Source organism: Acinetobacter sp. FDAARGOS_494 (genome assembly GCF_003812225.1).
Classification (GTDB): Bacteria; Pseudomonadota; Gammaproteobacteria; order Pseudomonadales; family Moraxellaceae; genus Acinetobacter; species Acinetobacter baumannii.
On the sequence record NZ_CP033866.1, the window covers coordinates 478344 to 499515 of the forward strand.

Genomic DNA, 21172 nt, shown 5'->3' on the forward strand with positions numbered 1-21172 from the left:
ATAAGAAAAACCCTGCCAAATGACAGGGTTTTCAATTTCAAACTTATACGTAAGCTTTTAAAACTTCGTCTTTAGCCATTACGTTTTGTAATGATGCTAATACTTGAAGTGTGTTTTGGTTGTTTGTTGAATAGATTTCACCAAAATTTGCTTTTGAAACTTTGAAGAAACGGTCTTTATCTTGTGGTTTGATTTGCATTAACTCAGCAAGTACATTCAGGCTTTCACCTTGGCCTACAGCCATGTCACGCGCTAAAGCTTCTGCATTTTCATTTGTGAAAGTAACAACTTGTGCTGTAACTGTTCCACCTTGACGGCAACCTAAAGTACCGAAAGTAATACCTAATAATTGGTTAGTAAAAATACCGTTTGTTGTTGCAGCAAGAATTTAAGGCACCACTCCTTTTTGGCCAGCCCATACTTGCGTACCCACACCACAACCTACATCGTTATCAGCCATAGCAACACTTGAACCAGCTGCTAACAAAGCAGCTAAAGCTAATTTTTTTAACATAGATGTATATCTCCAAAAATCATTATTGATTGTTTCTTATGTATTGTTATGTGTAATTCTTATTACACGATATTAAAGATAGCGATAAGCCAATCATTTAGCAATTAAAAAATAAATAATATGATAAAAAGTGTAAAAGAAAAATTTATCTTAAATTCCAATTACCTTGATTATCTCGATGACCTAATATTTTAAGTACTAACACTAAACTCAAAAGCAATAATAAATACCATGATCCAAGTTTACCCCACCCCACCATATGCCAAGCCTCTACCTGACTTGGATAAAGCCAAATTTTATAAAAGGTACTAATATTTTCAGCAATCCAGATCAGAAAAGCGAGTGTAAACAATACAGGCAACATCGGGATTTTAAATTTATGCTCATTTAATTGGAAATAAAGTTTTGTTTTCCAAAAAATAAAAACACTGATGGCAAATAAAATATAGCGAATATCGGGTACAAAAAATTTACTCATAAAGTTTATATATGAGAAAAATGCCAGTAAAAGCATACTTCCGAAACTCGGAAGTTTTTCAAATGAAACTTGCAGCAGGCGTATTGAGCGTGCAAAAAAACTACCTACAGCCGAATACATAAAGCCTGCAAATAAAGGCACAGTCAAAATTTTAAATACCGCAGGCTGAGGATATTGCCAGGATGCAATCGCAGGATGTGTTAAGAATATTTCCATGACCATCGCCATGATATGAAATAAAGCAATAACTTTGGCTTCTGCCCATGATTCAAGTTTTAAATATAAGAGACATATCTGAATAATCAGTGCATATATGAGTAAATAATCATAGCGATAAAAACCCATATATTCATGGCTTCCCATCGACGCAGTTAGGGCAAAAGCGATGAGAAGCAAAATACCAAACAAGGCTGCCGAAACAGCCTTGCCAATAAATTGAAGAGGTAAAAACAGATATTGCACAAAAAACTATCCTAGATATTTAGCACTATATTCATGTACCGTATCTACAAAGATTTTTGGCTGCGCCGGATCTACCCATTGGGTAATACCGTGCCCTAAGTTAGCAACGTAACCGGTCTTCTCACCGTTTGCATAAGCATCATCTAACATTGCTTTTACAGCTTTTTCAATGGAAGCAGCCGAGCCATATAAAACAGCAGGATCAAGATTCCCTTGTAACGCTACACGCCCAGAGACAACATTTCGAGCGGTATTAAGCGGAGTAGTCCAGTCCAGTCCTAATGCATCTGCACCAGAGGCAATCATTGGCTCTAACCATTGACCGCCACCTTTCGTGAACACAATAACAGGAATACGGCGGCCATCTTTCTCACGCTGCAAACCAGCAATGATTTTATTCATGTAGTTTAAAGAGAATTCGACGTATTCGCGGTGTGCTAATGCTCCGCCCCAGCTATCAAAGATCTGGATGGCCTGAGCACCTGCATCAATTTGCGCATTTAAATAGTCAATGACTGAATCTGCTAAATGGTCGAGTAAGGCATGCAAAACTTCTGGCTGCGCATACATCATTTGCTTGGTAAAACGGAACTCTTTACTTGAACCACCTTCAACCATATAAGTTGCAAGCGTCCACGGACTACCAGAAAAACCGATCAGTGGAACTTGACCACCTAAAGCAGAACGAATCGTACTTACTGCGTTCATCACATAATCAAGATCGGCTTTAGCATTAAGCTTAGGTAAGTTAGCCACATCTTGTTCAGTACGTACCGTTTTATGAAACTTCGGACCTTCTCCAGTTTCAAAATACAGACCAAGTCCTAATGCGTCTGGAATAGTTAAAATATCTGAAAATAAAATTGCTGCGTCTAAATCGTAGCGACGCAAAGGCTGTAAAGTCACTTCACAAGCAAATTCTGTATTTTTGCATAAAGATAGAAAGTCACCAGCTTTTGAGCGTGTTTCCCGATATTCAGGCAAATAACGTCCTGCTTGGCGCATCATCCATATTGGAGTTGTATCTACAGGCTCACGTAATAAAGCACGTAAGAAACGATCATTTTTAAGTGTCGTCATTGCCGATCTCTATCTTTTTCATGTGGCAGCATCATAACAAAAGGTGAGTGTTTTTATAATTTCAATTTCACACAAAAAACTTGCCAATCTACTAAAAAATGCATATTTACACAAAAGTCTACTGCAAGAAGAAACGTTTTCTGCAATACTTGCAGCATGTTACATCGGGTTTATTTATATCCCTTCGAGTCTCAAATAAGCCAATATTAAATTCATAAGAATGAATGATTGGTGAATTTATGGCCTAAAGGATCTGATTTTCCCTATTGCTTATATGAAAATTCTTAAGGTTGAATTACATGTTTGTTCGCTCATTACTCGCTATGAGTTTAAGTTGTATTATTGCTAATGTTGCTTTGGCTGCGTCAACAACTGAGCAACCACTGAACCCTAATAAAGTATCTGCTCCTGTAGAAGATCCGATTGATCCGCTTGCTGTAGATGCTGCTTCAACTGTAAAAGCTCAAGCTCAGACTCAGATTACTGCACAAGAACAAAATGACCTAAATAGAGCGTCAACAACATTACAAAATTTACAAAAAGCTGAAGACCAAAATGCTGATTCAGGTATTGCCGCTTCAACACCAGTAGCTACGGCTAAAACCACAACAGCTACTGCGTCTACAGCAACTTCTGCGCCAGCGGTTACATGGACATTAGATAGCTTAAACAACGCTGAGTGGTATGAAAATATTGGCAAAGGCCAACTTCCAGTTTATGCACGCGCTCACGTTATGCTTAATAATGCACATGCTTCACCGGGTGCTATCGATGGCATGAGCGGTAAAAATACATTAAAAGCAATTGCATCTTTCCAGCAAATGAATGGTTTATCTCCTACTGGCGAGTTAACTAAAGAGACTTGGGATGCGCTTGTTGCTAAACAAAACAAACCAGCGTTTATTGAATACACCATTACCGATGCCGATTTAAAAGGTCCTTACGCACAATCAATTCCTTCTGACTATGCTTTACAAGCAAAAATGAAAGGTTTGTACTACACACGCGTAAGTGAAATGTTGGGCGAGAAGTTTCATATTGATGAAGCCTTCTTAAAGAAAATTAACCCGACTGCGACATTCAAAAAAGTTGGTGAAAAAATCATTGTTCCAAATGTACGCAATGACTTACCAGAAGATATTCACTTGATTATTGCGCATAAAGGTGCGAAACAGTTGTATCTGTTTAACAGCCGTAATCAAATGATTGCGTCATTTCCTGCAACAATTGGCAGTACTGATACGCCATCTCCGACCGGTACTTACAAGGTAGTAGGTGTAGCACGTAACCCTTGGTACAGCTACTCTCCTTCTAACTTTGTACAAGGCAATAACTTAAAACCGCTTTCATTACCACCAGGTCCAAATGCTCCTGTAGGTAATATCTGGATTGGTTTAAGCAAAAAATCATTTGGTATTCACGGTACACCAAACCCGTCTTTAATTTCTAAAACTGCATCACACGGTTGTATCCGTTTAACGAACTGGGATGCTAACGATTTAGGTAATAAAGTACGTTCAGGCGTAACTGTTAAATTCTTAGAATAATCCTCTTAATTAAAAGAGCCTGCTTTATGCAGGCTTTTTTATTAAATTTTTTAGCATAGCCCCGTGGAATATGTAGTTATTGTTTTGGCTATAAAAATAAAACCTGCCTAGGTTTACTAATTACACAGCAACTTTTGTATTTAGAATATTTAGCATGGTTTGCATTTTAGCTTCTGTTTCTAGCCATTCAGCTTCAGCATCTGACCCTTCAACAATCCCCGCACCAGCATATAAGCGCATTTTATTTTCACTGAGTAGACCACATCGAATTGTCACTACCCACTCACCATTACCCTCCGCATCCATCCAGCCGACTAACCCCGTGTAATAATGTCGGTCATAACCTTCATGATCTAAAATAAATTGCTTAGCAACATGAGTTGGTGAGCCACAAACTGCTGGTGTTGGATGTAATTCTAATGCAAGGTTTAAGGCATCGGGAGCCTGTTGTTTAAGCACACCTTGGAATTCTGATGATAAATGCAACATCGTTGAAGTTTCTAAAATATCTGGAAATTCAGAAACCTTAAGCTCTACACAATGAGTAGCTAAATTTCTAATAATATTTTCAACCACAATTCGATGTTCATGTTGATCTTTCTCGGAATGATTTAATTCTTGTTGGCTGACGAAATTTTTTTCAGAAATTTGAGATTTAGGACGAGAGCCAGCCAAAGGGTTACTGGTTACAATACGCCCTTGTTTTGACAAAAGCAGTTCAGGACTTGCACCTAGGATATAATTATTATGCTCGACTGGAATCACAAAATTATAAGCATTTGGATTTTGTTTTAATAAAGCAGCCAATAAATTTTCAGGCTCTTGATGACGGTTAAACTCATATTCAACAGCCTGAGAGAGAACAACTTTTTCTACCTTCTTTTTCTCAAAAGCATCTAAAGCTAGCTGTACTGTACCTTCAAATTTTTGTCGTTGAATGAGCAATGATTTATTAATTATCTCAATGTTATTACGATTTTTTAATGAATTAATCGTAGAAGATGATTGTGTTATTTTTTTATGATCAGCATAAAAATTTAAGCTACTTTTCTTTGTAATATCAAAAGGTATAGCACCAATTAAAACTGGATTTTGATGGCCTTGCTTTTTAATTTCTTCAAAGCATTTTGCAATCTCTTCATTCAATAGTGCGGTATTTGCTGCAGGTGTATTTAACGTTTTAACGAATTCGTTGACCTCGAGATAATAATTCTTCGTAGAAAAACATGAAAATTTCTTTTGACCGATATGATCTAAATTTTGCTCTACTGATATTTGAGTCTGCATCATCTGTATATCACCTCTCACATTGATTTTTTTCAAGCAAATTCTGTAGTACTTCTTTTTAAATATAAGGATATAAAAATACTGAAACACACATTAATGCAAATGATTATTATTATCAATAACAAATTTAGTTTTCAATGCAAGAAATTGTAATTATCTCGTTATTTGTATGAAAAAAATAAACTTTAACCTCTAGAGTTATCTCGATTAAACTTTCTTGTCTAAGGTAAAAATAAAGAAACGCGCCATCTAGCGCTTTAAATTTTATATTCTTAAAATCAATAATTTGCTTATATTTTAAATAAAATGCCTTAATGATACTTTCCTTAGCAGAGAATATTACCAAATATAAATATGCTTGATCTTTTAGTAGCTTTTCAATTTCTGCTTGCTCGTTTTTATTGAGAAAAACATCATAAAATTCATCTTTCTTTTGAAAAAAAATATGATGTTTTTGAGACTCTATATCGATTCCAAATATTTTTTCTTTAAGCGTGTTATTTCTAACATATGCGATGGCATGACATGATTTTTTTGATCCAACATGACTAATCCCACCCATCACTCCTTCGGGCCATAGGGGCTCTCCCTGTTTACCCTGATGGACAATAGAGTCTTGTAAATTGAAGCGTTGTAATGCATATTTTGCTGCTAAGCGCCCCGTCAAGAACTCTAATTGACGAATGAAGCGTGAGCTTTTTATATTCGGTGGAAGAAATATATTCAGCTCCTGATAGATATGATCAAGCTGAGGTATTTCTTTGATTTCACTGAGCTGGACCTTATGTATATCTATCCCGAAAGCTGTTAGCTTTTCATATTGAATATTTATTTCATCCAGACATGAATTAGCCCCTCTACTTAACTGCTTTTTCGTATTCATAGCATGGACTTTATTCAATATTCACGGTCAATGTTTCAACGATGGCGGCAATGTTTTCAAGCATCTTCACTCGAGTCTCGGGATTAAGAAAGTAGAAATGGTCCCCTTCAAACTCAATACTTCCTAACCAATTTTCTGTGTGTTGTTGCCATGCATCCATCATTCTTTTGTTAGGAATATCAGGGTCCTGTTTACCATAAAATGCAACAATCGGAACCTCGGTCTTATGAATCTTCTCGCTAAGTAATTGATCACTAAGATAGAAGTCGTTACGAATGATTTTGAGAAAGAATGTGAGTGCTTCCTGATTATTTAAAATTTCGTCAGGAAAATTATTGTATCGCTTTAATTCATCAATAATTTTTTCATCGGTTAGCTCATGCTTGTACCGCATATGTTGAATATAGTGGTGCTCAGGTCGGCTACTTATAACAATTAATCTCAACTGATCAATTATGGGTTTTTCATTCAAATAATTGAGTACTTTCCAAATCAAGCCACCTCCTACACTATGTCCAAATAAAATAAATGGTGTGTCTGAGTAAGCTTGTATTTCATTGGCAATTTGCATAGCCAATAGATCAGGATCATCAATCAATGGTTCATTTATTTTTATACCATGACCCGAATATTCAATAGGAATAATACGAATATTGTCAGAAATCTGCTTTTTCCATGGATGATAAATACTCGCGCTACTCCCCGCAGGCGGTAAACAGAACATATTATATTGATGTTTATTCACTTAAGAATTCTCCAAATATTAAGCATTTTTCTTTTATAAAAAATGCTTAAATCAGGTTTCTGCGCTATTTTTTTAAACAGAAGTTGAAGCTAAATTGATAGTTTGAGTCGGTTGCCAAATGGCTGAATCACGATGCGTCACAAAAATAACCGTAGAAGAAAGAGCACGTATCGTTGTAACAATTTCCTGCTCAGTCTCTTCATCCAAGGCAGAGGTTGCTTCATCAAGTATTAAAATCGGCGCATTTTTGAGTAATGCTCGGGCAATTGCGACCCGCTGACGTTCACCACCAGACAATGCGGTGCCTTGTTTACCCACCGATTGATTAATTCCTTCTGAACTACGGTCAATCATTGCTCCTAATGCGGCATCTCTTGCAGCCTTTTCTATTTCATCATCAGTTGCATCAGGTTTACCTAAACGGATATTTTCAGCCAGTGTACTTGTGAACAAAATAGGTTCTTGTGTGACATAAGCGATATTCGAGACCAAATCTTCATATTTCATTTGATCAAGAGCTATGCCACCAAGGGTAATTTTTCCTCTTTGTGGATCATCAAACCGTGTAAGCAATTCAAGTAAAGTACTCTTACCACTACCACTTGGTCCGGTAACCCATACTCTGCTCCCCAATGCGATATCGAGAGATATATTTTCAAGTGCTGGCGCATAGCTAACGTCTTGTACCGAAATATGATGGCCAGTAGGAATTTGAGGGTGTAATGGCTCAGGCAACTCAGGTGGATGGGTGATCTGATTAAAGTTGCGCAGTGCAGCAAACAAATCATTGATATGTAACCCTGCGGTAGCAAGTTCACCTAATGGCGCTGCTGCACGTCCAATTAAGACGAGTAATGCCAACACCAAAGCAGCATGATTGACCCCATCGATCACCAGATATGTTGCCATCCCAGCAATGGGTAAAACACTTGCTAAGGTTGCAATAAAACTTGCAAATGCAGCAGCACGATTAATCCGTACTAATGTCTCTTCTTGCTCTTCCCAACGATGTTCTAGCCTTTGGACCGCACGTTCAGGTCCCGCGGCTGTGCGTAATAACTCAACATGATCAACCAATTCCAGCGTTGCTTGTGAAGCCGCTAAATCGGCAGTATTACGCTTTTTATCAATATGCATGAGTGCACGTTGTGCTAGGAATTGAGCAAATAAAGAGAGTAAAAGTAAGCCTAAAGCGACAAATGCTACGCCTGCTCCGGCAAGCAGGCCTATTCCTATTGTGAGAAATAAAGGCATAAAAGGCGCATGTAAAAAGGTTTGCAATTGATGAGCAGGAATACTCATAAACCCAGGAATTCCCTGTCCAGCAATTGTCTTAATCTGAGCACGCTGTTCATTGGTAAACCAAGAGAGCTTGGCACGAGCTAAAGATTTGCCTAACTCAGCAAATAGGTCCCCTGCTAAACGCACACCAGTAAGGAAGCCAGCACGAGTGACTATAACTGTCACTAATATTGCTGCAATTGCACTGATGAGAACCCAGCTTGGTGACCATTGATTGACAATTGCAAATGCCAAGACGGTATATGCGATTGCTTCAATTGCTGCAACAATGATCCATCCGATACCAACAATAATTAATTTTTGTTTGGCCGCACGAGGAAGCATCGAAAAAATCTGATCTTTATTTAATTTAGCAGGAGTATTCATAAAGATTTCCCTGAGTCAGTTGGGCCTTTAAGCACTAATCTACTGTCGGCATGAGCAGCTAAGGCAAGATCATGAGTGACCATGACGATGGTTTTATTCTGTTTTTTAGCTAAGTCGCTTAATTCCAATATTATTTTTGTCGCATTGGTCTGGTCGAGTGCGCTCGTTGGCTCATCTAATAAAATAATAGGAGCTGAGGATAAAAACGCACGCGCTATTCCTAGGCGCTGTTTTTCACCGCCTGAAAGTAAAGTTGCATCTGCATTTAAATCTACTTTTAGTTGGGCCTTGAGTAATGCCTGCTCAAGTTGTGCATCATTTGCATTAACGGCAGATAAGGACAAGTTTTCTCTTACTGTGGTCGGTAATACATCTCCACCTTGTGGAATAAACAAAACCTTTTCATGTCTTAGTTTTTCATGTAATTGCAAAATATCTGTTTTTGCTAATTGAACGACACCTTCTTGCAATACAGCGAACCCAGCAAGTGCCCGCAGTAAGGTTGTTTTTCCAACTCCACTCGGTCCTGTAATTGCAGTAATTGAATTTTTTGGAAATGCATAACTTAATCGATCCAATACTTTTTGATTTTCGATTGCAAAGCTTGCATTCACTATTTCAAGTGTTACATCTTGCTCAATCTTTTGTAGATTGCCCGACGAGAGTACTGGCTCTTTTAAGAATGCAGATAAACGACTAGCTGCAGCTCGCCCAGCAGCGACATAATCAAGACCATGCCCTAAACGTAGCGAAGGTGTCACGATGGCCAAGCTAAAGAAAAGTGTTGCAGCCAAGGTCATGCTGTCGTATTGATAAGCTACAAAATAGGCTATGGCAAAGGTTGCAACAGCTTGTAGTAAGGCTGTGGCAACAGCAGCGAGTGTTGCGACTTTACTCACCCAAGACACCATATTTTGAGTAAAATTTTGTGCTGATTGAATATAGGCTGTTAAAGCACCTGATTGTTGCCCATATATTCGATTATCACGAATGCCGCGCGCATAATCATCAGCAGAACCAATAATATCTAACATGACCTGCATACGTGCAGCGCCATCCCGTTTTGATACATGGGGAACAATAATTAAATAATAGAGTGAAGCAATTGCCCCAGGTAATAATACCCAAAGGGCCATCGGGCCAACCAAAGCAATTAATAAAATAATAGAAACTAAAGGGATTACAGCAAAAATCGCAATTTCCGACGGTAAATGTGCCACCATATGGTGTAAGGTTGCGATATCATCTGAAACCAGTCGTTTTAAGTTTTGGTCACCCTGTTTTGATAGGGTTGTGTTAGGTAACCGAATTAAATGATGAGCAATTTGACGACGTAATCGTGCCGAAAATCCAGCCTCTGCATCATGCACTAACCATGAAGCTAGTGCTGCCAATGCCGCCCCGACTATCCAAAAAACCGCTGAAAAGATCACCCAATAAGAAGATAAATAACCAATCAACTGAATCATGCCCCACAAGGCAGTTAAAATGGCTAAACCAGAAAATACGGCAGCAAGCGTTCCTGCAAATAATTTAGGAAATGCTGGCTTGAGTGCAGGTGCCAAGGAAGAGTCTGTCATCAGATGAGATAACTTTAAATCAGACATGCTTATCTCTCTTTATATTCATAGAAAAAGCGGTACTTAAAATAAAATCTCGCTTCAATTGACCAGCAAGAATTGCCTTTTTCGGCTTTAAAAAAGCATGAATAAGAAAATCATATAAAAAGTATTTTTTTAAAAACTTTAATTGCATCAAAAACTTCCTAACCACCCTATCAAAATATTTTTAGATCATTTTCTAGACTGTAAAATTAATATGGATTTGTCTAAATCATCTTGGTTGATATGACTAAAAACCAACTGTACGTTTAGAGGCACCTTGTAAATCAAAAATAACGTCGTCAATTAAGCTATCAATCTGACGTGTATCTCGGTGATGTGCCGTAGTAATTAAATGAGCCATATTTCCAGAGGTTGCTAGATAATGCTTTTTCCAGATGTGCTCAGAAGGACACGGAAATACCACAGTGATTGAATTCGGATTCCGCCAAGCAGGAATGCCCACTGCCTGAAAGCGATCAACCGCGTACTGGGCCATTTTTAGACAATGTTGAATTCTCTGTCGTCTTTGTAAATTGGTTTGGCTACGTATTGCTGCCCACATCAGTAAGACGGTATGACCATTACGAGAACCGCTAATGGTTTGATCACGTGTAGAGATATAGTCAACATCTACCGATATACGCTCTACATTTTGGCGTTTGGCCACAACAATGCCACACGGAATCGGTGAGCCAATCATTTTATGACCAGACACACAGATTGAGTCGATACCATGAGCAAAGGAAAACGCTTGAGGATGATCAACAAAAGGTAAAATCATGCCACTTAAGGCAGCGTCGGCATGAATATAATAATCTCGGCGCATGATTCCGATTTGCGCTAAGCGCTCTTGAATCATTTCAATATCATCAATTGCACCGGTCATGGTCGTACCAATATTTGCAAAAATAATGGGGTGACTTTCTTTATTGGTTTTTATTTTATGGATTAAATCATCATAGTCGATTTCACCATTATCCAATGATTCGATCACACAAGATTTCATCTGCAATAATTTGGCGATTTTTCTCACCGAATAATGCGTATCTTTTGAGTAATATAATGTGGAATCAGGAAATAGCTCACGCGCCAGATAGCAGCCAAACATATTACCTTCTGTGCCACCATTGGTTACGTATCCCCAGCTTTCTTCAAAGGGAATTTGAAAAATTTCAGCAAAATACGCCATCACATCTTTTTCAAAATCAAAAGAATTCAATGCGTAATTACTATAGTCTTTCCAATCACCACAATTATTAATAGAGAATTTGAAAAAACGGAATAAAGCGGAATAATCAAAATCTGCAGATTCAGGATATCCAATATTGAAGTATTGATGTTTTAAACAGTAATTCCAGAATGTCTCAATTCTCTCTTGATCAGCAGGCGATAAAATCATTTTTTGCTCCGTTAATATGACGATTACAAGTCGTCTAAGGAGTCGCTATCAAAGATATAAATTTTATGTATAAATTTAGCGACCAGGATTTGTCGTATGCCTTATGATGGCAACCCTCTACCCTGCAATCCTTTGCCGTGCATCAACCAATGACCACCAATTTGATAAGGTGGGTGTGCGTCCTAATTCTTCAAAACTGATATTGATTCCCTGCGCTTTGAGTTCCGAAGAAAACTGCATAATTCGTAATGAGTCCAGTCCATAAAGAATCAGATTTTCTTCTGGATCTAATTCATCTTCTTCAATAAGCTGCTGGACCTTTTGCTCTAACCAAGGTCGTGTAATGCCTGTTGCCACCTGCCCCACTACAGATTCGGTATCCACAACTTGACCGCAACGTGAAGATACATATTTCAAAGCTAAGCGGTGTTCTTCTTCTGAAAAATCGGCAACTGCATCCCCAACCAGAAAGGGTTGTATGTCACTCATAAAAGCTTCAATTGCCGTAACCATACAACCGATATGAGCATAGACACCGCCAATAATGAGCTGATCACGATTCCAGTTTTGCATTCTTTCAAGCAAATCCGAACGTTTAAACGCGCTATAACGCCATTTCGTTAAGACAATGTCATGTTCAGCAGGAGAAAGTTGATCAATAATTTTTTGCTGATCGATTGTTGAGGCTGGCAAACCCGGTCCCCACATCGCATTCAGTAATGCTCGATCTGCCGCTGGCTGCTCATAGGGCTGTGCTGTATAGACAACAGGAACATTGTTCTGATGTGCCCAAGTTCTTAATTGAACTAAATGATTAACAACCGTTTTAATTAATTCACTTTCAGCATCGTAAAAATTTAAAAAGTAGCGCTGCATATCATGAATTAATAAAACAGCTCGAGAAGGATCTAATTGCCAGTCTGTTTTATTATTTGGATAACTCTCTCTTTCGGGCATGAGATAAGTAGAAATTTTTGAAATAGCCATATGCTGCTCAATATTTATTAAGATGTTGTAGATGTATTTAAAATGCTGCGAAGTTGTTTTTTGTCCACCTTACCGACTGCGGTCAGTGGCAAACTTTCGATTAATTTGATCTGATCTGGAAGTTTGTATTGTGCAATACCCAACTCCATGAGATGGCGTCTGAGCACAACAGCTTTAAGTTCAGGATTACGAGAAACAATAAAGGCACAACTCTTTTCACCAAATTGTTCATCAACAATTGCGACCAAAGCTGCGTGCATAACTTCTGGATGCAAAAGAATAAGTTTTTCTATTTCTTCCGAAGCAATCTTTTCGCCACCACGGTTAATCTGGTCTTTAATTCTTCCTACTACACGTAAATTACCATCAGGGGTACGCTGCACGAGATCGCCCGAATAGTAATAGTTGTCCTCATCAAAGACCTGTGAATTATGTTCAGGGCTTTGGTAATAACCGCAAAAGGTATAAGGTCCCCGAGTCGCAAGCATCCCTATTTCACCTTCTGGAACCTCTTTATACTGTTCATCCACAATTTTGATTTCATCATCAGAACTGATAGGACGCCCTTGTGTCGTAAATATTTGCTCATCGGAGTCATCGAGTCTGGTGTAATTGACCAAGCCTTCGGCCATTCCAAATACTTGTTGTAATTTACAATTGATGACTTCAGGAACTTGACGGGCTAAAGATTCAGGGAAACTTGCTCCACCTACTTGAAGCAACTTTAAAGACTGAATTTGATCTTTATATTGCGCGGCTTTTTCTAGCCACATAATGACAGCACTCGGCACTAAAGATGCCATATTGACTTGATGTCTTTGAATAATAGAGAAGCAATTGAGCGGTTCAGGATTTGGTGCCATAACAACACATCCACCTGCATGTAAAACACCTAATGCACCAGGTGAACTCAACATAAAGTTATGCGGAGCTGGCAGAGCGCACAATAACCGGGTATTTGAGTTTAAATCGCAAATCTCGGCACTGGCTCGCACGCTATAGTCATAGTCATTATGCGTGCGTGGAATAAGTTTTGGTGTTCCCGTACTTCCACCTGATAGCTGAAAGAAAGCAACTTCATCAGCAGGTGTAGATGAAAAATCGACTAAGGTCTCTGCTGGTGTTTCAATCCAGTCTAATAATCCGAAATCGGTAGCTTGATGATTGAGCATCAAAATAATTTCAGGACTTAAATTTACTTCATGAAGTGAATCAATAAATTGATTATTGCTAAATACTTCATGCTGACGCGAACCAATTAAAAGCTTAGGTTGAATCTGTTTAATAAAGGCATTTAGTTCATATTGGCGATGGCTATATAGCGCATTGAGTACAACCACGCCTGCTTTAAGCAAGGCAAAAAAGACAATATAAAACTCCGCAACATTGGGAAGTTGTACTAAAGCTGTATCACCCTTGCCCAAGCCTTTTTCAGCTAGTCGAGAAGCTAAATTTGTTGATAGCCGATCCAGCTCGATATAACTCAACTGACGTTCACCACAAATAATTGCCGGCGAATGCGGATGCGATTGAACCCCTACCGTTAAAATGCGCGTCAAAGGTTGGTCAATCCAATAGCCTTTATTTCGATAGTGTTGCGCTCTCTCGGGAGACCAGCGAACAAACTCAATCAACTGTTTTTTCATGACATTCTAAATATTCAATTTAATTTAATGGTTATCAAACTATTGATTCTTGGTAAATTTTCTTACATATCGGCATAAATATTTAATTTGAATACCGACTAAAGAAAACTCTTAAGACGGACAAGCTATATATTCACAGCAAAATTGGAAATGATTAACAAATGCAACTGGTAATCATTTTCATTTGTTTGTATGATGCTGAAACAAGATTAATTTGTCAACCGAGTTATCGTTCAATGTGTGAATTAACTTCGATGCAAGCGGCCTGCTGGTTTGGTCGCTCTGGCAACGCAACTTTAGGTGGGGTTGCTGCCCACCTCTATGCAGAATTTGACGGTCAATTTATTGATCTACAAAAATTACATTTAGCACTTCAACGACTTTATAAAGAACACCCTATTTTGAGATTAAGTTTGAGTGCCGATGGCATCGCAAACATCATGTCTGAGAAGACTCAACAGATATTAGAAGTCGATGATTTTTCAAAGCTTAGCGATTATCAAATTGAGCAAATGCTCATGCAAAAACGGGAGCAATGGACCCACCAAAAACTTGATCTAAGTCAGGGCCAGACTGCAAGATTTTCTATAAGTGTTCTTAAAAATAATATTTTTCGTTTTCATATAGATACGGACATGATTGCTATAGATCCGTCCAGTTTTTTGAACTTGATGGAAGATCTTTCTTTGTTTTATGAAGACCCAGAAATATCATTCTCCCGTCCGCCTAATTTTTTTGACTGGTATCAAAAAATACGGACAGATCCTGACCTAAAAAAATTAAGCCAACGAGACCGCTTATGGTGGAAACAACGTCTTTCTCATATTAGCCCTGCTCCGTCTCTACCTTTCATTCATCAAGAATTCAAAACAGCAAAAAGTGATCGTTTAAGTACTTGGCTATCGCCAAAAGAACGAACAGCATTACAACAACTTGCTAGAAAACAACATATTACTGTAACCAACCTGATATTAGGTCTATTTGCCTATACGCTTGGTCATGCAACCAAAGATCACAGCTTCCGATTAAATATTCCTACTTTTTGGCGCGAGCCAGTTTTAAAAAATGTCGAAGGCACTATTGGTGATTTTGCTAATCTAGTCATCCTTGATGTCGACATGAAAGGGACAACTACCTTAGCCGCATTCTGCAAACAAATAGCAAATCAAATGCTTGAGTTATTAGAGCATTCACATTATTCGGGTGTTAATGTTCTACGTGACCTGTCTCGTTATCATGGTAGTGCACAGATTGCTCCCGTGGTATTTACAGCGGCACTCGACTTAGAAAATAATAATTTGCTTTCTGAGCATGTCCGTCGTGTTTTTGGTTCAATGAATTGGGTCATTTCACAAGGGCCACAAGTTGCACTTGATGCACAAGTTGCTCATGTAGATGACGGTATTTTAGTTAATTGGGACATCCGTTTAGATGCTCTACCCAAAGAATGGATCACGAATTTATTTGAATCTTTCATTCATTTACTTAAAAATCTTGCCGCACATCCTGAGCAACTTAATACACAAATTATAAGCCCAGCACAAAATACCTCGTCAGATCGTACGTCTCAAAAACCATTAAATGCATTACAACAAGCCTACCTATTAGGTCGAACTCAAGCCCTTCCTTTAGGTGGTGTTGCCATGCAAGAGTTTAGGCAGTATCACGGCAAAATGGATATTGTTTTATTAAGACAACGATTGGCAGAAATGGTACGGCAGCATGACAGCTTACGAACCTATATTGATAAAAATAGGTTAATACAATATATAAGCGATCAAGTGAGTGTCAATTTAAAAGAAATAGACCTAACTACATGGGAACCTGAACGTGCTTCTCACCACATCCAGTCCTATAAAAATAGTTATACGCATGAGCTATTTGATTTAAATCAGTCGCCTTGGAATATCACCGTATTTTTATTAAAAAATAATCTATTAACAATTTTTGTCCGCTTTGATGCATTGATTTTAGATGGCCGATCTATAGCTTCACTTATGTTAGAGCTATTTGATGGGCAACAACATGATATCCAAACACAAATAGAAGAAAATGAAGCTGAAAATAGCTTATCTGTTCATCACACAGATATGGCTTACTGGGAAAGAAAATTTTCTAAATTATCGGCTATTCCTGCGTTTCCGTGGAAAACGCCCTTACAGCATTTACCGACTTCACGTTACCAACGTAAAAGTTTGGTTATAGAAAAAGATCAATTTAAACAGTTGTCTAAAATTGGCGCAAAACATTCACTGTTTAAAAACTCAATCATCATGGCGATTATTTTGGAAGTGCTATCTCATTGGAGCACGGACAAATCTCTATGCGTTGCTGTTCCTACACTTCCTCTCTATGCCGGACCATTTTCTAATAGCTCTACGTTTATTGCTGTTGAGTGGAAAACTTCAGATCAATTTGCTGAACAAGCAAACCGTTTGCAAACTGAAGTTTTAGAGGGTTTACAGCATCTTTCATTTTCAGGCGTTGATCTCGCTCGACTATTATTTGAAAAAGTTGGCACTGCTCCAGTATTACCGATTGTAATTACAAATGGTTTGTCATGGCCGGTATTATCTGAATCTCATCCTATTCAGCAACTAGATGGACTGACCCAAACACCTCAAGTTGCAATTGATATTCGCTTTAGCACAAGAAATGACGGCGCTTTGATTTTCGATATTGATTATGCCCAAGAAGCATTTCCACCCAACATGATTGACGATTTCTTGGATGCACTGCAATTAGCAATCAAGCAAATTATTGGTTCAGAAATATTCAGTTTTGATCTCAGCAATTTTTTCAGTGAGCTTCAAAATAAACGACTATATTTTAAAAATAATGAGTCCGATCATTCATCTATACCAATTGAAAATAATGCTAAACAGCAAAATCAACTACTCGACATTTACTTAGAAGTGATAGGCCACCCGCCAAATATGGAAGTGGACAACTCAACTCATTTTACTCATCTCGGGCTGCGTCCACATCATTTAAAGGTCGTTTCAAAACGTATTAATGAAACATACGCGATTCAGCTCTCACCTGTTCAACTTATTCAATGTCGCAATATTGCTGATGTAGAGAAACTAGTAACACCACATTAATTCGTATTTTGAACTTTCATCATTTTGGAAACAGATAAAGTATAAACATGAAAAAAATAGATATTACCGGAATTGGTATTGGGCCATTCAACTTAGGTTTAGCTGCTCTTTTGTCTCATCATCCCGAAATCAAAAGCGTATTTTTAGAACGCAAACCAGAATTTCGATGGCATGAAGGACTGCTATTGCAAGGTACGACATTACAAGTTCCTTTCTTTGCCGACTTGGTTACTATGGCCAATCCTTGCCATCCCTTAGGCTATATTAATTATTTACATCAACATGATCGCTTACATCAGTTTTATTATTACGACAGTTTTTTAATTCCACGCCGTGAATATGACCATTATTGCCGTTGGGCTTCAAAACAATTACCCGATTGTCGATTTGGAGAAAACGTAAGCCATGTGGAATATGACGCCAAGCTGGATAAATTTATTATAGAAAGTGAATCAGCCTCGGGCGAAAAACAAAAATATATAAGCCAAAATCTGGCGATTGGTATTGGAACTAAACCTCGAATTCCTAAATGGCTGGAAACATGCAAACACCCTTTGGTAAAACATTCAGCGGAGTTTGCAAAAATTCAGGAACAACTCAAGCAATGTAAACAGGTCACGGTTATTGGCTCGGGCCAGAGTGCAGCAGAATGTGTACTTGCTTTATTTAATTCACTTACACCAGAACAAGTAAAAGCAGGTGCATCTATTCGTTGGATCACACGTTCTGCCGGCTTTCACCCAATGGAATATTCTAAACTTGGACAAGAGTGCTTTACCCCTGCATATATGCAATATTTCCAAAGCCTGCCTAGAGATAAACGCCGCGATATTGCTGCTAGTCAGGGCCTGATCTATAAAGGGATTAGCTTCTCAACCATTGGCGATATATATGATGTGCTTTATGAGCGTTCAGTGGCTGGTGAAAAATCCGGTTTAAGCCTATACACAAGCTGTGAGGTTGAATCGGTTAAAGAACTTGAATCGGGTTCTCTGCGTTTAACTTGTTTGCATACCCAACTCGATCAACGTTGCGAATTAGAAACTGATGCCCTTGTCGCAGCTACAGGCTATGTTCATGATTGGCCTGAATGGTTCCAAAATATGAAGGGTTCTATTTTAGCTGTTGATGATAAAAATGATTGTATTGTTCAAGAAGACTTTACGGCTTTACGTTGTGATCAGGGACAAGGTCGAATTTTCATTCAAAATGCCGAGATTTTTCAGCAAGGCGTTGGTTCTCCTGACTTAGGAATCGGAGCAACTCGAAATTCAGTCATTATTAATCAATTACTAGGACGTAATGCTTATCGAATTCCTAAACAGTCTTCTTTCCAGCACTATGGCTTACCAGAATAAAATATGAATATCATAAAAAAACCCGCGATTGCGGGTTTTTTTATTCGGTTGAAGATTACAACAAATTAAAAGTCATATGATACAGATAGCATATACGTTCTTGGTGCGCCTAAAGCCAAATTCGATAGTTTAGGCATTCCCCAATAGGCTTTATTCATCAAGTTATTGATGTCTGCTTTAAAAGTAATAGGATGATTTGAGATTGAAGTTTTATATCGTGCACCGACATCTATCAGCGTACGTCCAGGAATATGCAATGTATTTTCTTGATCGATATACTGTTTCGAAACTGCGGTTGCATTGCTAGATAAAGTTAAAACGCCTTGTGCAACTTCATTATCCCATTCAACACCTAATTTCCCTTGTGTTTTAGGGACACCTACGGCCATATTTCCTTCATTGCTTTGGATGGCTGTTTTAGTCACTTCAGGTTCAATATAAGATGCACCGCCCATCAAACGTACATTTTCAATTGGTGATCCAAAGAAACTCCATTCAATCCCTCGATTACGTTGCTCTCCCCCAGACGTATATATATTAGTTACTAAATCAGTGTAAGCACTTGGTTTTTTGATTTCAAACAATGACAAGGTATGCGCAAATGTACCTTGATCAAACTTCACCCCAAATTCTGTTTGCTTTGTTTTGTAAGGTGCAAATATTGTTGGATAGTTTGCCGCAGTAAGGGGGGCTGCATCACCTTTGGTTAAGCCCTCGATGTAGTTTGCATAAATCGAAACTTTATCTGTCGCTTTAAATAGAATTGCGGCGCCTGGTGTCGTTGCATTCTTTTTATATTTAGTCAAAGTCGATGTCGGCACAAATAAATTACTACTTTCTACCTCTTGATAACGTACACCTAAAGTTAACTGTAAGCGATCTTCAATAAAAGATAGGGTATCCGCCAAACCGTAACTATTTAATTGCAATTCAGAATTAGATATTAGGGGTGCATTAAAAGGGACAGCTTTCCCCCAAATTGGATCATAAAGATTAGTCGTCCATTCAGCTCCTGCCACATTTCTTACCCCATAATCATCTTGATTATGTTTGTAATATGTCGCATTGACTACCCATTGATGTCCTACTGCTCCTGTATTAAATTTTCCTTTCAGCCCTACATCTGCCGACTTTTTATCAACATTAAATGCCAGTTGACCAATACTTGTTTGGAAGGTTCCAGTGTTATCTAAAACAGTTGCTGACATCGCACCATTATATTTATATTCAGTTTTACTTTGTCCATAGGTTGCGTACCCCATCACGTTATTGGTCAGATCATATTCACCGCGTATCATGGCGCCCTTATCTTGAATGTCCACAAAAGACCAATCTGGATTGAGTAAAGTCTCAGGTTTAGGTGGTTTCGGAATCGCGATATCTTTTCCGAGGTTGATGCCTCGTGTTACGCCATCCACTCGATCTTTGGATGTGTAAAGATCTGTCGAAACACGTGCACGATCACCATGCCAATCCATTCCTAATGAAAATAACTCAGTTTTCAAATCCTGTTTTTCTACTGGTCCAGAGCCATCCCGATATACCGCATTTGCTCGCACACCGAATTCCTTGTCCGAACCAAATCGTCGTCCAACATCTAAATGCCCACCAAACTGAGAGTCAGACATATATGTCGTAGTCAAACGTGTTAATGGTTCATCCGTTGCACGTTTGGTAGTGAGATCAACTGTCCCACCAATGGAACCTGTTGGTGGCATTCCATTGAGTAATGCAGAAGGACCTTTAAGTACATTTATTTTTTCAAACATTTCAGGTGAAGTTCGATAATAAGGGGTTATACCAAACAATCCATTCATAGACATATCACTCGGGCTCGACTCAAAGCCACGAATATAATAGTTTTCACTCCAGCCACCACTTGCCGCATTGGTGAACACGGATGGATCTGTTTTCGCAATCACACTTGTTATATCTTTTGCCTGTTTATCGGCGATATATGTATCCGTATACGCAATGGTATTAAACGGGGTTTCCATAACGGTTTTATTACCTAAAAAGCCAACTGAGCTTTTCGACGAAACCTGCCCTCCCGCATAAGTATCATCTTGTTCAGCTTTTACGGTAATTGCGGGTAAAGCTGCTACATTTGTTTGAGCAGTTTGTTGTTCTAGAGTTTTTGCTGAATTATCAATAACAGCAGCATAGGTATTTGATGCACATAGAACAAATACGGTGCCTAATGCATAGCCTAATCGAAGGGCTATTTGTGCAGATGCAACACCATTTAATACAAAAGAACGGTGATTAATTCTTTGATCATTCCCAGTTTTAAAATTACGGTTATAGCTAACGTTGTTCATTGAAAGACCTTTAATGTTTTGATTCATTTTTTATTAACTATCTGCTTAAAATTCATAGCAAAATAGTGAAAATTTATGCTCTAAAATTT

General features: G+C 38.3%; 15 protein-coding genes and 1 pseudogene. 3 read left to right on the top strand and 13 right to left on the bottom strand.

The genetic code is table 11. The annotated features are described in order from the left end of the window. Positions 1 to 43: 43 nt before the first annotated feature. The 3 genes and pseudogenes from EG365_RS02480 to hemE form a co-directional block, all read right to left on the bottom strand. A pseudogene (locus EG365_RS02480) lies at positions 44 to 514 on the bottom strand (DUF3015 family protein). A 145-nt stretch (positions 515 to 659) separates the two neighbouring features. Continuing rightward, positions 660 to 1454, bottom strand: a complete 795-nt coding sequence (locus EG365_RS02485; RefSeq protein ID WP_001199669.1) for a DUF817 family protein — start codon at positions 1452 to 1454, stop codon at positions 660 to 662. 6 nt (positions 1455 to 1460) lie between these two features. After that, entirely contained in the window at positions 1461 to 2534 is a 1074-nt protein-coding gene (gene hemE / locus EG365_RS02490) for a uroporphyrinogen decarboxylase (protein ID WP_000209403.1), read from the bottom strand. Between the two features lie 299 nt (positions 2535 to 2833). On the opposite strand from hemE, the gene EG365_RS02495 reads away from it, so the two are divergent. Beyond that, entirely contained in the window at positions 2834 to 4081 is a 1248-nt protein-coding gene (locus EG365_RS02495) for a L,D-transpeptidase family protein (RefSeq protein ID WP_000498089.1), read from the top strand. A 120-nt stretch (positions 4082 to 4201) separates the two neighbouring features. Here EG365_RS02495 and basJ read toward each other — a convergent pair whose 3' ends face one another. From basJ to basE, 9 genes are all read right to left on the bottom strand, one after another. After that, positions 4202 to 5371: an acinetobactin biosynthesis isochorismate synthase BasJ gene (gene basJ / locus EG365_RS02500; protein WP_000983821.1), complete on the bottom strand. Its 1170-nt coding sequence runs from the start codon at positions 5369 to 5371 to the stop codon at positions 4202 to 4204. Positions 5372 to 5495: 124 nt separating this feature from the next. After that, a complete protein-coding gene (gene basI / locus EG365_RS02505) occupies positions 5496 to 6251 on the bottom strand; it encodes an acinetobactin biosynthesis phosphopantetheinyl transferase BasI (RefSeq protein WP_001093095.1) in 756 nt (251 codons plus the stop codon). A 10-nt stretch (positions 6252 to 6261) separates the two neighbouring features. Next, on the bottom strand, positions 6262 to 6996 hold the full coding sequence (gene basH, locus EG365_RS02510; RefSeq protein ID WP_001032906.1) for an acinetobactin biosynthesis thioesterase BasH: 735 nt from the start codon (positions 6994 to 6996) through the stop codon (positions 6262 to 6264). 72 nt (positions 6997 to 7068) lie between these two features. After that, complete coding sequence (barB, locus tag EG365_RS02515) at positions 7069 to 8664, bottom strand: acinetobactin export ABC transporter permease/ATP-binding subunit BarB (RefSeq protein ID WP_001095752.1); 1596 nt, start codon at positions 8662 to 8664, stop codon at positions 7069 to 7071. Further along, positions 8661 to 10271, bottom strand: a complete 1611-nt coding sequence (barA, locus tag EG365_RS02520) for an acinetobactin export ABC transporter permease/ATP-binding subunit BarA (RefSeq protein ID WP_001281538.1) — start codon at positions 10269 to 10271, stop codon at positions 8661 to 8663. The genes barB and barA overlap by 4 nt, the downstream gene beginning before the upstream one ends. After that, a complete protein-coding gene (locus EG365_RS02525; RefSeq protein ID WP_001176134.1) occupies positions 10264 to 10419 on the bottom strand; it encodes a hypothetical protein in 156 nt (51 codons plus the stop codon). Before EG365_RS02525 ends, barA begins: the two co-directional genes overlap by 8 nt. Positions 10420 to 10515: 96 nt before the next feature. Further along, the gene (basG, locus tag EG365_RS02530; protein WP_000603876.1) at positions 10516 to 11667 is read right to left on the bottom strand and encodes an acinetobactin biosynthesis histidine decarboxylase BasG; all 1152 of its coding nucleotides are present in this window, start codon (positions 11665 to 11667) and stop codon (positions 10516 to 10518) included. A gap of 117 nt (positions 11668 to 11784) precedes the next feature. Further along, the gene (basF, locus tag EG365_RS02535) at positions 11785 to 12654 is read right to left on the bottom strand and encodes an acinetobactin biosynthesis bifunctional isochorismatase/aryl carrier protein BasF (protein WP_001018264.1); all 870 of its coding nucleotides are present in this window, start codon (positions 12652 to 12654) and stop codon (positions 11785 to 11787) included. Between the two features lie 17 nt (positions 12655 to 12671). Next, entirely contained in the window at positions 12672 to 14300 is a 1629-nt protein-coding gene (gene basE, locus EG365_RS02540; RefSeq protein WP_000744381.1) for a (2,3-dihydroxybenzoyl)adenylate synthase BasE, read from the bottom strand. Between the two features lie 161 nt (positions 14301 to 14461). Between basE and basD the strand changes: the two genes are divergently transcribed. Then, the gene (gene basD, locus EG365_RS02545; RefSeq protein WP_001177743.1) at positions 14462 to 17404 is read left to right on the top strand and encodes an acinetobactin non-ribosomal peptide synthetase subunit BasD; all 2943 of its coding nucleotides are present in this window, start codon (positions 14462 to 14464) and stop codon (positions 17402 to 17404) included. A 47-nt stretch (positions 17405 to 17451) separates the two neighbouring features. Further along, positions 17452 to 18762, top strand: a complete 1311-nt coding sequence (basC, locus tag EG365_RS02550; protein ID WP_000717759.1) for a putative histamine N-monooxygenase — start codon at positions 17452 to 17454, stop codon at positions 18760 to 18762. 65 nt (positions 18763 to 18827) lie between these two features. Here the strand turns inward: basC and bauA are convergent, their stop codons facing one another. Next, positions 18828 to 21110 (bottom strand): TonB-dependent siderophore receptor BauA, encoded by a 2283-nt coding sequence (gene bauA / locus EG365_RS02555; protein WP_001073030.1) that lies wholly within the window; start codon positions 21108 to 21110, stop codon positions 18828 to 18830. Positions 21111 to 21172 lie beyond the last annotated feature (62 nt).

Bases quoted from the DNA above. Each gene is read 5' to 3' on its own strand.
- basD (WP_001177743.1), top strand. From the start codon at position 14,462: ATGCAACTGGTAATCATTTTCATTTGTTTGTATGATGCTGAAACAAGA.
- barB (WP_001095752.1), bottom strand. From the start codon at position 8,664: ATGAATACTCCTGCTAAATTAAATAAAGATCAGATTTTTTCGATGCTT.
- EG365_RS02525 (WP_001176134.1), bottom strand. From the start codon at position 10,419: ATGCAATTAAAGTTTTTAAAAAAATACTTTTTATATGATTTTCTTATT.
- basG (WP_000603876.1), bottom strand. From the start codon at position 11,667: ATGATTTTATCGCCTGCTGATCAAGAGAGAATTGAGACATTCTGGAAT.
- basI (WP_001093095.1), bottom strand. From the start codon at position 6,251: ATGAATACGAAAAAGCAGTTAAGTAGAGGGGCTAATTCATGTCTGGAT.
- basC (WP_000717759.1), top strand. From the start codon at position 17,452: ATGAAAAAAATAGATATTACCGGAATTGGTATTGGGCCATTCAACTTA.
- basE (WP_000744381.1), bottom strand. From the start codon at position 14,300: ATGAAAAAACAGTTGATTGAGTTTGTTCGCTGGTCTCCCGAGAGAGCG.
- hemE (WP_000209403.1), bottom strand. From the start codon at position 2,534: ATGACGACACTTAAAAATGATCGTTTCTTACGTGCTTTATTACGTGAG.
- basJ (WP_000983821.1), bottom strand. From the start codon at position 5,371: ATGATGCAGACTCAAATATCAGTAGAGCAAAATTTAGATCATATCGGT.
- EG365_RS02495 (WP_000498089.1), top strand. From the start codon at position 2,834: ATGTTTGTTCGCTCATTACTCGCTATGAGTTTAAGTTGTATTATTGCT.
- basF (WP_001018264.1), bottom strand. From the start codon at position 12,654: ATGGCTATTTCAAAAATTTCTACTTATCTCATGCCCGAAAGAGAGAGT.
- barA (WP_001281538.1), bottom strand. From the start codon at position 10,271: ATGTCTGATTTAAAGTTATCTCATCTGATGACAGACTCTTCCTTGGCA.
- bauA (WP_001073030.1), bottom strand. From the start codon at position 21,110: ATGAATCAAAACATTAAAGGTCTTTCAATGAACAACGTTAGCTATAAC.